This window comes from Streptomyces sp. NPDC012794, from assembly GCF_042901085.1.
Lineage (GTDB): Bacteria > Actinomycetota > Actinomycetes > Streptomycetales > Streptomycetaceae > Streptomyces.
Window position 1 is genome coordinate 394367 of record NZ_JBIBCI010000003.1, and the last position, 13464, is coordinate 407830.

The 13464-nt window shown below is 72.8% G+C and carries 12 protein-coding genes; 4 read left to right on the forward strand and 8 right to left on the reverse strand.

Going from position 1 to position 13464, the window contains the following annotated elements:
- Nucleotides 1-27: 27 nt before the first annotated feature.
- Nucleotides 28-2505 carry a DNA helicase PcrA gene (gene pcrA / locus ACFY7H_RS07900; RefSeq protein ID WP_388934667.1) on the reverse strand — a complete coding sequence of 826 codons (2478 nt, stop codon included), beginning with the start codon at nt 2503-2505 and terminating at the stop codon, nt 28-30.
- Nucleotides 2506-2590: 85 nt separating this feature from the next.
- Between pcrA and ACFY7H_RS07905 the strand changes: the two genes are divergently transcribed.
- Nucleotides 2591-2947 carry a hypothetical protein gene (locus ACFY7H_RS07905; protein WP_388934670.1) on the forward strand — a complete coding sequence of 119 codons (357 nt, stop codon included), beginning with the start codon at nt 2591-2593 and terminating at the stop codon, nt 2945-2947.
- A 206-nt stretch (nt 2948-3153) separates the two neighbouring features.
- Entirely contained in the window at nt 3154-4227 is a 1074-nt protein-coding gene (locus tag ACFY7H_RS07910; protein WP_388934673.1) for an NlpC/P60 family protein, read from the forward strand.
- 14 nt (nt 4228-4241) lie between these two features.
- On the opposite strand, the gene ACFY7H_RS07915 is transcribed toward ACFY7H_RS07910, so the two are convergent.
- The 3 genes from ACFY7H_RS07915 to ACFY7H_RS07925 form a co-directional block, all read right to left on the reverse strand.
- On the reverse strand, nt 4242-5354 hold the full coding sequence (locus ACFY7H_RS07915) for an alpha/beta hydrolase (RefSeq protein WP_388934676.1): 1113 nt from the start codon (nt 5352-5354) through the stop codon (nt 4242-4244).
- An 89-nt stretch (nt 5355-5443) separates the two neighbouring features.
- Complete coding sequence (locus ACFY7H_RS07920; RefSeq protein ID WP_388934678.1) at nt 5444-6139, reverse strand: LuxR C-terminal-related transcriptional regulator; 696 nt, start codon at nt 6137-6139, stop codon at nt 5444-5446.
- The gene (locus ACFY7H_RS07925) at nt 6136-7431 is read right to left on the reverse strand and encodes a PspC domain-containing protein (protein WP_388934680.1); all 1296 of its coding nucleotides are present in this window, start codon (nt 7429-7431) and stop codon (nt 6136-6138) included. Before ACFY7H_RS07925 ends, ACFY7H_RS07920 begins: the two co-directional genes overlap by 4 nt.
- 131 nt (nt 7432-7562) lie before the next feature.
- Between ACFY7H_RS07925 and ACFY7H_RS07930 the strand changes: the two genes are divergently transcribed.
- Both ACFY7H_RS07930 and ACFY7H_RS07935 read left to right on the forward strand, forming a co-directional pair.
- Nucleotides 7563-8858 (forward strand): PspC domain-containing protein, encoded by a 1296-nt coding sequence (locus tag ACFY7H_RS07930; protein ID WP_388934683.1) that lies wholly within the window; start codon nt 7563-7565, stop codon nt 8856-8858.
- Nucleotides 8845-9069 carry a hypothetical protein gene (locus ACFY7H_RS07935; protein WP_388934685.1) on the forward strand — a complete coding sequence of 75 codons (225 nt, stop codon included), beginning with the start codon at nt 8845-8847 and terminating at the stop codon, nt 9067-9069. The genes ACFY7H_RS07930 and ACFY7H_RS07935 overlap by 14 nt, the downstream gene beginning before the upstream one ends.
- Here the strand turns inward: ACFY7H_RS07935 and ACFY7H_RS07940 are convergent.
- The 4 genes from ACFY7H_RS07940 to guaA form a co-directional block, all read right to left on the reverse strand.
- Nucleotides 9033-9521: a DoxX family protein gene (locus tag ACFY7H_RS07940; RefSeq protein ID WP_388934687.1), complete on the reverse strand. Its 489-nt coding sequence runs from the start codon at nt 9519-9521 to the stop codon at nt 9033-9035. The two genes, ACFY7H_RS07935 and ACFY7H_RS07940, sit on opposite strands and share 37 nt — an antisense overlap.
- Before the next feature lie 19 nt (nt 9522-9540).
- Nucleotides 9541-10797: a hypothetical protein gene (locus tag ACFY7H_RS07945; protein WP_388934689.1), complete on the reverse strand. Its 1257-nt coding sequence runs from the start codon at nt 10795-10797 to the stop codon at nt 9541-9543.
- Between the two features lie 94 nt (nt 10798-10891).
- The gene (locus tag ACFY7H_RS07950; RefSeq protein WP_388934691.1) at nt 10892-11677 is read right to left on the reverse strand and encodes a class II aldolase/adducin family protein; all 786 of its coding nucleotides are present in this window, start codon (nt 11675-11677) and stop codon (nt 10892-10894) included.
- A 164-nt stretch (nt 11678-11841) separates the two neighbouring features.
- Entirely contained in the window at nt 11842-13434 is a 1593-nt protein-coding gene (guaA, locus tag ACFY7H_RS07955; protein ID WP_388934693.1) for a glutamine-hydrolyzing GMP synthase, read from the reverse strand.
- Nucleotides 13435-13464: the final 30 nt, after the last annotated feature.

The window sequence follows — 13464 nt, forward strand, 5'->3', positions numbered from 1 at the left end:
CCCGGGCCCTTCGGCCGGGCCCCAGCCCTACAGCTTCTGCACCGGCGCGTAGCGCAGCAGCAGCCGCTTGGGCTTGGCGTCCCCGAAGTCGATGGTTGCCTGCGCGTCCGCGCCGGCGCCCCGGACCTCCATGACCGTGCCCAGTCCGAACTGGTCGTGCGTGACCCGGTCCCCGACGGACAGCGCGACGACCGGCTTGTCGGCGGCCCGGCGCGTGGCGAAGCCGGAGGGGCCGGACTTCGTGCGCGACGAGGACAGGAACGCCTCGGGCGAGGTCCCGAACGTGGCCTTCTGGGACGACGAGCCGTACCCGGAACCGCGCATCGGACCGGCCGGCTTCTGCGCGGCGCCCGTGCGCTTCCACTGGAGGTACTCGGCGGGGATCTCCTCGAGGAACCGCGACGGCGGGTTGTACGAGGGGGTCCCCCACGCGCTGCGCATGCTGGACCGGGTCAGGTACAGCCGTTCACGGGCCCGGGTGATGCCGACGTAGGCGAGGCGGCGCTCCTCCTCCAGTTCCTTGGTCTGGCCGAGCGCACGCATGTGCGGGAAGACCCCGTCCTCCATGCCGGTCAGGAAAACCACGGGGAACTCCAGGCCCTTGGCGGTGTGCAGGGTCATCAGCGTGATGACGCCCGTGCCGTCGACGTCCTCGTCCGGGATCTGGTCGGAGTCGGCGACGAGCGCGACCTGCTCCAGGAACTCGGCCAGGGTCCCGGGGTTCGACTCGTCGCGGGCCTGCTCGAATTCCAGGGCCACGGCCGCGAGCTCCTGGAGGTTCTCGATCCGGGTCTCGTCCTGCGGGTCGGTCGACGCCTGGAGCTCGGCGAGGTACCCGGTGCGCTCCAGCACCGCCTCCAGCACCACGGCGGGGCCGGCGCCGGAGTCGACGATCGTACGCAGCTCCTCCATCAGCACGTTGAACCGCTTGATGGCGTTGGTGGAGCGGGCGGCCATCCCGAAGGCCTCGTCGACGCGCCGCAGCGCCTGCGGGAAGGTGATCTTCTCGCGCTGCGCGAGGGCGTCGATCATCGCCTCGGCGCGCTCGCCGATCCCGCGCTTGGGCACGTTCAGGATCCGGCGGAGCGGGACGTTGTCCTCGGGGTTCGCGAGGACGCGCAGGTAGGCCAGGACGTCCCGGACCTCCTTGCGCTCGTAGAAGCGGACGCCGCCGACGACCTTGTACGGGAGCCCGACGCGGATGAAGATCTCCTCGAAGACGCGCGACTGGGCGTTCGTCCGGTAGAAGATCGCGACGTCGCCGGCCTTGGCGTCGCCCGCGTCCGTCAGCCGGTCGATCTCGTCGGCGACGAACTGGGCCTCGTCGTGCTCGGTGTCCGCGACGTATCCGGTGATCACGGCGCCGGTGCCGGCCTGGGTCCACAGGTTCTTGGCGCGGCGGTTCTCGTTGCGCTCGATGACCGCGTTGGCGGCCGACAGGATCGTCTGGGTGGAGCGGTAGTTCTGCTCCAGCAGGATCGTCGTCGCGTCCTTGTAGTCCTCCTCGAACTGGAGGATGTTGCGGATCGTCGCGCCGCGGAAGGCGTAGATCGACTGGTCGGCGTCACCCACCACGCACAGCTCGGCGGGCGCCAGGTCCGGGTAGCCGGGGCCTACGAGCTCGCGCACCAGCGTGTACTGGGCGTGGTTGGTGTCCTGGTACTCGTCGACCAGGACGTGGCGGAAGCGGCGGCGGTAGTGCTCGGCGACGTCCGGGAAGGCCTGGAGGAGGTGGACGGTCGTCATGATGATGTCGTCGAAGTCGAGCGCGTTGGCCTCGCGCAGCCGCCCCTGGTACATCGCGTACGCCTGGGCGAGGGTCTTCTCGAAGCCGTCGGCGGCCTGGGCGGCGAAGGCGTCCTCGTCGATCAGCTCGTTCTTCAGGTTCGAGATCTTGGCGTTGAAGGACTTGGGCGGGAACTTCTTCGGGTCCAGGTCCAGGTCGCGGCAGACGAGCGCCATCAGGCGCTTCGAGTCGGCCGCGTCGTAGATCGAGAACGACGAGGTGAAGCCGAGCCGCTTCGACTCGCGGCGCAGGATGCGGACGCACGCGCTGTGGAAGGTGGAGACCCACATGGCGTTCGCGCGGGGGCCGACCAGGCTCTCGACGCGTTCCTTCATCTCGCCGGCGGCCTTGTTGGTGAAGGTGATCGCCAGGATCTGTCCGGGGTGGACGTTCCGCGCGGACAGCAGGTGGCCGATGCGGTGGGTGAGCACCCGCGTCTTGCCGGAGCCGGCGCCGGCCACGATGAGCAGCGGGGATCCCGCGTGGACCACGGCGGCGGCCTGCTGCTCGTTCAGCCCGTCCAGGAGCGTCGCCGGGTCGATGACGGGACGCGGGGCGCCGTCGCGGTAGTACGCGTCCCCGCTCATGGGCACGTCGAAGGCGCCCCCGAAGAGGTCGTCCGCGCCGTGCTCCGGCTCGGCGTGCTCCTCGGGCGGCGGCGGGACCTCGTCGGAGGGGGTGAGGTCGGCCAGGAAGCTGTCGTCAAAGAGGCTGCTCATCGCCTTCCGAGTCTAGGGGGCGGGACCGACAGCCGGTCCCGCCCCCGGGAAATCGGGTCGAACGGGCGCCCCGTACGCTCGCGGCATGACCGTTCTGACCAACATCTTCGTCGGCCTGCACATCATCGGCATCGCCTCGCTCCTGGGCGGCTTCCTGACCCAGATGAAGGCGATGGGCTCCGGCACGGCGCGCTTCGTGCCCGCGATGCTGCACGGCGCGCTGACCATGCTCGTCACCGGTGTGCTGCTGGTGGGCTTCCGTGAGATGGGCGACGGCGCCCCGCTCAACCACGTCAAGATCGGCGTGAAGCTGGCGGTGCTGTTCGTGGTGCTGGCCCTCGTCTACGTCAAGCGTGACGAGGAGCATGTGGAGAAGGGCGTCTTCGCGACGGTCGGCGGCCTGACCGTCGCCAACGTCTTCATCGCCGTCCTCTGGCACTGACCGGTCGGCCGAGGCCCGTCCCAGGCGACCGAGGCCCGTCCCAGTCGACCGCGGCCAGTCCCGGTCAGCCGCGGCCAGTCCCGGTCGGACAGAGCCAGTTCCGGTCGGACAGAGCCAGTTCCGATCATTCCGTCATCCGACCGTTACCTCCGGCTTAGCGTCCTCCCCCAAGACCTACGGGATCAGTGGAAGGACGTGAGGCCCCCGTGGCCAGTCATCGAAAGCCCAGGCAGCGCCCGTTCTCCGGCGGCACCGCACGGACCGCCGTCACCCTCGCCCTCGCGGGCGCTGCCACCGCCACCGCCTTCGAAGGCACCTCGCACGCCGACCCGCAGGCCGCCCCCGCCCAGGTCAAGGCGGAGGTCGACCGGCTCTACGGGGAGGCCGAGGCGGCGACGGAGCACTACAACGGGGCGAAGGCCAAGTCCGACGAGGCCGAACGGGCGCTGACCGTCCTGCGCGAGGAGACCGCCCGCAAGACGGACCGGCTGAACAGCGCCCGCAGCGCGCTCGGCTCGCTCGCCGCCTCCCAGTACCGCAGCGGCGGCCTGGGCCCGGCCCTCCAGCTGGCCATGGCCTCCGACCCGAAGGACTACCTGGACCGGGCCGGCCTGCTGACCCGGGCCGGCGACCGGACCGCCGCCGAGGTGGCCGCCGTCAAGCGCGGCCTCGACGAGGTCGGGGAGCTGCGCGGCAAGGCCGCCGGCCGGCTCGCGGAGCTGCGCGCCCGGCAGCGGGAGCTCGCCGAGCAGAAGGCCGTCATCGAGGGCAAGCTCGCCACCGCCCGGCAGCTCCTGGCCCGGCTCACCGCCGAGGAGCGCGCGGCGTACGAGGCCCAGTCGGGCACCGCCGCCCCCGCGGGCGCCTCCGCCGGCCCCGGCGCCCACACCCCGCCGCCCCCGGGACAGCTGCCGGCGGTGGCCGCGGGGAGCACGCGGGCCGCCCGCGCGGTGGCCTTCGCGTACGGGGCGATCGGCAAGCCGTACGTCTGGGGCGCGACGGGACCGGGCTCGTTCGACTGCTCGGGCCTGACCCAGGCGGCGTGGCGCGCGGCCGGGGTGGCCCTGCCCCGCACGACCTACACCCAGATCAACGCCGGCCGCCGGGTCTCCCGGGACCAGCTGGCCCCCGGTGACCTGGTCTTCTTCTACTCCGGGGTGACGCACGTCGGCATGTACGTCGGCAACGGCCAGATGATCCACGCCCCGCGCCCGGGCTCCACGGTCAGGCTCGCGCCCGTCTCCTCGATGCCCTGGGCCGGCGCCTCCCGTCCCGCCTAGGCCCGCGGCGCGCCCTACGGCGCCTTGACCTGCCCGCTGAGCCACCCGAAGGTCTGCGGCAGCTGCTTGGACCACGCCTCCAGGTTGTGCCCGCCGGTGATCTTCTCGGCGTGCACGGTGGTCGGGTTCTGGGCGAGGGCCTTGAGGTCGGTGCCGGACAGGTAGCCGTCGTGTTCGGCGCCCGACATCCACAGCGCGACCGGCGGCGGCGCGGGCCGGGTCTTGAGCAGCTCCTTCAGGTTGTGGGTGCGGCGCAGCTCAGGGTCCTTGGCCACCAGCGAGCTGGGCTCCTGGCCGGGGTCGTTGTAGCCGGACAGGGAGACGGCCGCGCTGTAGCGGTCGGGGTGCAGGATGGCGAGCTTGGCGGCGCAGTACGCGCCGGCCGAGTAGCCGGCGACGCCCCAGGTGCGGGGGTCGTCGGAGGCGCGGAAGTTGTCGGTGACCATCTTGCGGACGTCGACGCTGAACCAGCTGTCGGCGTTGACCTTGCCCGGGATGTTGGCGCAGCCGGTGTCGCCGTTGCCCAGGAGCATGGCGCGCGGGGAGACGAGGATGAAGGGCTGGACCTTGCCCTCCTTCATCAGCGGCTCCAGCACCTCGTGCACCTTGAGCCCCTGGAACCAGGACTTGCCCGTGCCGGGTATGCCCGGGATCAGCTCGACGACCGGGAACTTGCGGTCCTTGTGGGCGGGGTCGTCGTACTGCGGCGGCAGCCACACCATCACGTCGCCCTTGACGCCGGAGACCTTGCCGTCGAGCTCGGTCTTCTTCACCCGCCCGCCCAGGCCTTCGACGGGCACGAACTCCTGGCGGACCTTCGGTTCCTGCCTGACCTGCTCGGCCTTCTTCCCGCCGAGCCCGTCCGGGCCCAGGTCGGGGGCGGCCTGGACGTACTTGCCGGTGCCCATCAGGTCGGTCCAGGAGACGTAGAAGTTCATCTCCCGGTTGAGTGCGAGGAAGACCAGGGCGACCGCGGTGACCTGCGCGAAGACCACCATCGCGGCGCGGGTGGCGACCCGTACGGCGGCGGGCCCGCGCACCTTGCTCCACACGGCCAGCGGCAGGACGACGGCGGTCACGGTCAGGGCGACCGCCGTCGCGAAGAGGGGGATCCCGGTCAGGCTCATCACGCCACCCAAGAGTGGGGTGCGGCGCCCTCCGGTTGCCCTCCGGGCCTGCGGCGTGGATCACACGGGGGCCCGGGCAGCGGCGCAGATCAGACCAGCCGGCGGGCCGTCGCCCAGCGGGTCAGCTCGTGGCGGTTGGAGAGCTGGAGCTTCCTGAGCACCGCCGAGACGTGCGACTCCACCGTCTTCACCGAGATGAAGAGCTGCTTGGCGATCTCCTTGTACGCGTACCCGCGCGCGATCAGCCGCAGCACCTCCCGCTCGCGCTGGGTGAGCCGGTCCAGGTCCTCGTCGACCGGCGGCGCGTCCGTCGAGGCGAAGGCGTCCAGGACGAAGCCGGCCAGTCGGGGCGAGAACACCGCGTCCCCTTCCTGGACCCGGAAGACGGAGTCCACCAGGTCGGCACCGGTGATGGTCTTGGTGACGTAGCCGCGCGCACCGCCCCGGATGACGCCGATGACGTCCTCGGCGGCGTCCGACACGGACAGTGCCAGGAACCGCACCGGATTCTCGGCCGCCGCCATCAGCGGGGCGCAGCGCCGCAGCACCTCGACCCCGCCGCCGCCGGGCAGGTGCACGTCGAGGAGGACCACCTCGGGGCGGGTGGCGGTGATGACGGTGACGGCCTGGTCCACGTCGGCGGCCTCGCCCACGACCTCGACCCCGGTCCGGGCGGTGTCGCCGATCTCGGCCTGGACTCCGGTGCGGAACATCCGGTGGTCGTCGACGAGCACCACGCGGACCCTCCTGCTCGCGCCGCCGGTGGTCGCGTTGTCCTCGGTCATGCTGTCTTCGCCGCCCTCTCCATCTCCAGCTCGACTACCGTGCCGCCGTCGGGCGCGGACCGCAGCACCGCGGTCCCCCCGTTGCGCTGCATCCGGCCGATGATCGATTCTCGTACGCCCATGCGGTCGTCCGGTACCGCTTCCATGTCGAAGCCCGGGCCGCGGTCGCGTACGGACACGAACACCGTCCCGCCCTCGACCTCCGCGTACACCTGCACGGGGCCGCCGTCGCCACCGTACTTGGCGGCGTTGACCATCGCCTCGCGCGCGGCCTGGATCTGTGCCCCGAGCTTCTCGTCGAGGGGGCAGTCGCCGACCACGACGACCTCGATCGGAACGCCGTGGTGGTCCTCGACCTCGGCGGCGGTCTTCTTCACGGCCTCGGCGAGGGTGGCCGGCTCCTCCGCCTCTTCCTTGCCGGTGCCCTCGGGCCGGTAGAGCCAGTTGCGCAGCTCCCGCTCCTGGGCGCGGGCGAGGCGGCGCACCTCGCCCGCGTCGTCGGCGTTGCGCTGGATCAGCGTGAGGGTGTGCAGCACCGAGTCGTGGACGTGGGCGGCGACCTCGGCGCGCTCCTGGGCGCGGATGCGCATCAGGCGCTCCTCGGAGAGGTCCTGGGTCATGCGGATCAGCCAGGGCCCGGCGAGCAGGGCGATGCCGACGAGGACGGCGAGGACGGCGGTGAGGAGGTTGCCGAGCTGGGCCGCGGAGCCCCGTACGACGATGAACACGGTCAGGCCCACACCGACCAGCACGACCCCGGCGAGGGCGCGCGCGGCCTGCAGGAGGCCCTTCTGCCGTCCGGCGGCGGCGCTCCAGTGGGCGCGGCGGGCGTTGTCGGCCTGACGCCAGACGAGGACGACGCCGGCCCCGACCAGCAAGGTGGGCCAGATGTAGCGGCCGTTCTCGCCGCCGACGCGCAGCTGGGAGACGAAGATGCCCGCTCCGACGGCCAGCGCGATCAGACCGGAGACCGCTCCCTTGTCGGGTTTGCGCAGCCGGCGGGTGCCGTCGGCGAGGGTCTCGAAGAAGGAGTGGTGCCCGGTCTTGCCGCCCTGGCCGAGCGGTACGAAGACCCAGAACGCCGCGTAGAGCAGTACGCCGAGCCCGTCGCCGAACATGAACATGCCGAGGAAGGCGAGCCGGACCCAGATCACGGGCAGCCCGAGGTGTCCGGCGAGACCGCGCGCGACCCCGCCGAGCATCCGGCCGTCGGCGCTGCGGTAGAGCCTGCGGTGCGGGACGTCCTCCGGGTCGGGTGCGTGCGGGATGCGGGGAGCGGCGGCTACGGGCATGCCACCAAGGGTCACACGCCCGGACGCGCCCCGGCATCAGGGCATTCCCCCACTCCGGCAGGGGGGATATCAGGGTTGCGCCAGGGTAGGGCCCGGTGCCGCGGGCCCGCACCGCCCGTCACCATGGACGCATGACCGACGTACACGACGCCCCGCCGGCGGGTCCCGGGGCACCGGCCCCCGCAGAGCGGCCACCCCTGCGCCGGAGCAAGCGCGACAAGGTCCTCGCGGGCGTGTGCGGCGGCCTCGGCCGGTACTTCGACCTGGACCCGGTGGTGTTCCGGATCGTGCTCGGGGTGCTCACCGTCACCGGCGGCGTCGGCCTGATCTTCTACGGCTTCGCGTGGCTGCTGCTGCCCCTGGAGGGCGAGGAGGACAGCGAGGGCAAGCGGCTGCTGACCGGCCGGGTCGAGGGCGCCACGCTGGCCGCCGTGTTCAGCGCGCTGGTGGGCTGCGCGCTGTTTCTGTCGATGCTGGACAACGGGGTGATGGGCGCCTTCTCGGTGCTGGTCGTCCTGGCGCTCGGCGGGGCCTCCTACTGGTCCCGGCGCCACCGCGAGACCGCCGCTCCCGAGGCCCAGGCCCCCGCCGCGCACCGTCCGGCACCGCCAGAGACGCAGGCGCCGCCGGTGCCCGGCAGCCCTTCCTGGTGGCGGGACCCGCTGGTCAAGGACGGCACCACGGGCCCGGTCGGCTCGGCGGGCTACCTGTGGGGCCCGGACGACACCGCCCCCGCCGGGGACCGGCCCGGTCCCGCCCCGCACGGGCCCCGGGCCGGGACGCCCGCGCCGCCGCGCGGCGGCATCGGCGGCCGGGTGTTCCTCCTGGCCCTGCTGGCGGGAGGGGCCGGCACCGCCGCGGTGTGGGAGGGCAGCACGCTCGGACACGCCCTCCGGGTGGGGCTCGCCTGCGCGCTCGCCGTCTTCGGTCTGGGCCTCGCGGTCAGCTCCGTCAAGGGCCGCACCGGCTTCGGCACGGTCCTGCTCGGCCTGATGACCGCCGGTCTGCTCGCGGCCGCGGCCGCCCTGCCGCGCGAGATCGGCACCGACTGGCGGGACGTGGCCTGGCGCCCGGCGGCGGTGGCGGACGTACGGCCCGCCTACGCGGCGGGGACGGGGCTGGCGACTCTGGACCTGAGCCGCCTGGACGTGCCCAGGGGTGCCACGGTTGCCGTCCGGGCCGCCATCGAGGCGGGCCGGCTGAAGGTGGTCCTCCCCCGGGAGGTCACCGCGAACGCGGAAGTCTCGATCCGGCTCGGCGACATCGAGCTGCCCGGGGAAACCGGCCCCGGCATCCGGATCAGGAGCGAGGGCGAGACCCGGCGGGCAACCCTGCCCCCGGCCGCCGGCACCGAGGCCGGCGGGACGATCGAGCTGCGCCTGCACGCGGGCGTGGGACAGGTGGAGGTTGTCCGTGCGGCGTCATGAGTTCCAGCCGGGACGGCTGCTGGCGGGTCTCGTCCTGACCGCCGCGGGCGTGCTCCACCTGCTCGACGCGTCCGGTGAGACGGACGTGCCGTGGTTGCTGGTGGTCCCGTTCGCGCTGGGCGGGCTGGCACTGGCCGCCCTGGTCGGGATGGTCACGTACGCCGTGCGCCGGGATCAGCGCGACCGGATCATCGAGTCGAACGACCAGTAGGGCGCCCCCGCGAGGACCAGCGGGGTCCAGGCCATCAGGTACGCCAGGTCGTTGCCGTAGTAGTACGGGGTCACCGCCCAGGAGACGGTGAGCCACAGGCTGAGCGAGATCAGCAGTCCGCCGGCGGCGGCGAGCCGGGTCAGTACCCCGGCGAGCACGCCGAGGCCCACGAGGAGTTCCCCGATGGCGATGGCGAGGCCGAAGCCGACGGGGGCCTTCAGGGCCAGGTCGACCAGGGCGGGGATCGCGGAGGTGTCGCGTACGCCGCGCATCATCTCGCCGACCGAGCCGCTGCCGGTCTCGGCGAGGAAGCCCCCGGCCGTCAGCTTGTCGATGCCCGCGTATACGAAGGTCACGCCGAGGAAGATCCGCAGCGGGAAGAGCGCGTAGCGGGTGGCCAGCTCCTTGAGCGGGGTGGTCCGCTGCCCGGATGGGGCGTCAGTTCGGGTCACGCCCCCATGTCTACCCCGTTCACTCGGCCACGTCGATGACGCAGCGGTTGGATTCCACCCCCGCCGCCGTGACGACCTGTACGTCCACCCGGCCGGGCTCCACCTCCGCCGGCACGGGGACGGTGAGCACCGCGTCGGAGGGGTTGGTGAACCCGCCGGCCACCGGGACCAGCGGCACGTGCACGTGGACCGAGCCGATCCGCACGACCAGCCGGGCGAGCATCTCCGGGGTCTGCGCCCCGGGCGGCACGAAGCCGACGCCGCGGATCTCGATGTCGTCGCCGGGGCGGACGGCCGCGTCGATGTCGCCGGGCTCGCGCCTGCGGACCACCGAGAGCACCAGCGGGCGGCTCCCCTCGGCGTACTTCGCCGCGAGGTACACGGCCGCGGACAGCGCCATCAGCAGGGCCAGCGCCCACGGCAGCTGCGGCAGCCGGTCGGGGAAGCGGGCCAGCGACACCGCCGCGTAGGCCAGCACCACGGTGGAGACCAACACGTACTGCGCGTCCGGGAAGCTGCCGCGGCCGTCGTCGTCCGTGAGCAGGTCCACCCCGCGCGGGCGGTCCGCCGGCAGTTTCTGCAGCCGCTGCCCCATGATCCGTACGGAGACCACGCGGCGTACCAGCACCGCCACCCCGGAGGTCAGCGCGACCACCGACAGCAGCGGCAGCGCCCGCCCCAGCGCGAACCCCTGGTACAGGGCCTCGCGCTCGGGACCGGGGGAGGAGGCGGCCAGCCGCAGCGCGGGCAGCAGCGCCGCGAAGGCGGTCAGCACCAGCCAGGCGCTCGGCACCGCCTTGGAGGTGGAGAGGCGGTTGTCCTCTCCGACGACGGGGGCCAGCAGTCCGCCCCGCAGCGACTGGGCGCGGGCGGCGACGGTGAGCAGTCCGGCCAGCGTCAGCGCGGCCAGCAGCCCCGCGGTGCGGGCGGTGGACCAGCCGGCGCCGAGCGCGGTGCCGACCTGGACCAGCAGCAGCAGCCCGGCGGCGATCCACAGGGCGAGCACGGCCCGCCGCGAGAACAGGTACAGCCAGGAGTGCCCGGCCTCCCGGCCCCGTTCGGCGACGGTGCGGGCGGACAGGGCCAGCTCGTCGGAGACCCACTGGCGGGAGGCGCCGAGCGAGTGGGCCACCGCGGCCGGCACCCCTTGCCCGGCGGCGAACTCGTCCCGTTTCTCGAGGAAGGCGGCGACCGCTCTGCGGTGGCCCTCCCGTGCGCAGTCGTCGCAGGCGCAGACGGCGGTATGGGTACTCCGGGACATCTCTTGGACAGCCACGTGCGTGCCGCCTCTCTGAACTTCGGTGCAATGCCAGCGAATTGTGCACCACTGCGACAGTGCTCCGGATTGCGCACGATGTCAGAGCAGGTGATTAACGGTTCATGATGTTGACGCCACCCTCCGCGACGGTCTGCCACAGGGGCTGGTAGCTCACCCACGCGGCGAGGTCGCCGCCGAACCGCTCCCGGGTGGCCACGGCGGCCCGATGGCCGACGGGGACCGGTTTGCCGGCGGCCCGCGCGATCAGCTGCACCTGCGCGGCCCGTTCCGCCGCGATGAACCACCAGACGGCCGCGTCCACCGAGCCGCCGACCGTCAGCAGCCCCTGGTTGCGCAGGATCAGCGCCTTGTACGGGCCGAGGGCGCGGGCGGTCCGTGCCGGGTCGGCGACGCCGTCCCCCGGGTACTCGTCCAGCAGCGCGTGGTCCTCGTAGAAGGCGCAGGCCTCCTGCGTGACCGGGGCCAGCAGCTCGCCGAGGCAGGCCAGCGCCCTGCCGTACGGGCCCTGCGTGCGGACCACCGCGACGGCGTCGGGCCGGGCCCGGTGCACGGCGGCGTGCACGGCGAAGGCCAGCTCGTTGAGCCGCCGGCCGCCCTCCAGCACCCGCCCGTCCCCGTCGGCCAGCAGCAGGTCGTCCGGGCGGAGGCCGGCGAAGGCCCGGCCGAAGGGGTTGACCCAGTAGCAGTCCTCGAATTCCGGGTCCCGCGCGGTGACGTGTCCGCCGACGCCGTCCTCGTACCCGAGGCGCCCCAGCAGCCGCAGTGCCCCGGCGAGCCGCTCCCTGCGGTGGGCGCGCTCCTCGGCCGGGTCCTCGTACGCGGGCGGCATCTCGAAGGCCAGCCGGTCCACCGGCACGGGTACGGGCTGGTCCGGCATGCGTGCCTCCTCCAGGTCGCGGCGTGCGCGGCGGTGCGCGTGCGCGGCAGTGCGCCGCGCAAGCTACCGGCGCGGCCCCGAAGTGGCCAGAGGAAGCCCCGGGAAAGGCGGAAGCCGCCGCCCCGTGAAGGGGGCGGCGGCTCCGTCGGCACCGCGGGTGGGGACTACTCCCACTCGATGGTGCCCGGGGGCTTGCTGGTGCAGTCGAGGACCACGCGGTTCACGTCCGGCACCTCGTTGGTGATGCGGGTGGAGATCCGGGCCAGCACCTCGTACGGCATGCGCGTCCAGTCCGCGGTCATGGCGTCCTCGGAGGAGACGGGGCGCAGCACGATCGGGTGGCCGTAGGTGCGACCGTCTCCCTGGACGCCCACGCTGCGGACGTCGGCGAGCAGGACGACCGGGCACTGCCAGATCTCCCGGTCCAGGCCGGCGGCGGTGAGTTCCTGGCGTGCGATGGCGTCGGCCTCGCGCAGCAGGTCCAGGCGCTCCTTGGTGACCTCGCCGACGATGCGGATGCCGAGGCCGGGGCCCGGGAAGGGCTGGCGCTGGACGATCTCCTCGGGCAGGCCGAGCTCCTGACCGACCATCCGGACCTCGTCCTTGAACAGCTGGCGCAGCGGCTCGACGAGCTCGAACTCGATGTCGTCGGGGAGGCCGCCCACGTTGTGGTGGGACTTGATGTTGGCGGTGCCGGTGCCGCCGCCGGACTCCACGACGTCCGGGTACAGGGTGCCCTGGACGAGGAAGGCGACCGCCGGGCCGTCTTCCTGGAGGATCTCCATCTGGGCCTGCTCGAAGACGCGGATGAACTCGCGGCCGATGATCTTGCGCTTGGTCTCCGGGTCGGAGACGCCGGCCAGCGCGTTCAGGAAGCGCTCCTGCGCGTCGACGACCTTCAGCTGGACGCCGGTGGCCGCGACGAAGTCCTTCTCGACCTGCTCGGTCTCGCCCTTGCGCATCAGGCCGTGGTCGACGTACACGCAGGTCAGCTGGGAGCCGATGGCCTTCTGGACGAGGGCCGCGGCGACCGCGGAGTCCACGCCGCCGGACAGGCCGCAGATGGCGCGCTTGTCGCCGACCTGCTCGCGGATGGCCGCGATCTGCTCCTCGACGATGTTGCCGGTGGTCCAGGTGGGCTTCAGGCGCGCGCCCCGGTACAGGAAGTGCTCCAGGACCTGCTGGCCGTGCGTGGAGTGCATGACCTCGGGGTGGTACTGCACGCCGAACAGGCGCTTCTCGTCGTTCTCGAAGGCCGCGACCGGGACGACGTTCGTCGACGCGGTGACGGTGAAGCCCTCGGGGGCGGCGGAGCAGGCGTCGCCGTGGGACATCCACACCGACTGGTTCTCCGGGGTGCCCTCGAAGAGGGTGGAGCCGCTCTTGGAGACGGCCAGCGGGGTGCGGCCGTACTCGCGGGCACCGGTGTTGTCGACGGTGCCGCCGAGGGTCGTCGCCATCAGCTGGAAGCCGTAGCACATGCCGAAGACCGGGACACCGGCCTCGAAGAGGCCGCGGGCGTCGTCCAGGCGCGGGGCACCCTCCTCGTACACGGAGGACGGTCCGCCGGAGAGGATGATCGCCTTGGGGTCCTTGGCGAGCATCTCGGCCACGGGCATCGTGCTGGGCACGATCTCGCTGTAGACCCGGGCCTCGCGGACGCGGCGGGCGATGAGCTGGGCGTACTGGGCGCCGAAGTCGACGACGAGAACCGTGTCCGGGGCGCTGTCGTGGGCGGCGGAGGGTGCTTCTGGCACGGGACGGCCTTCCGGCGGAAGAGGGTTTGT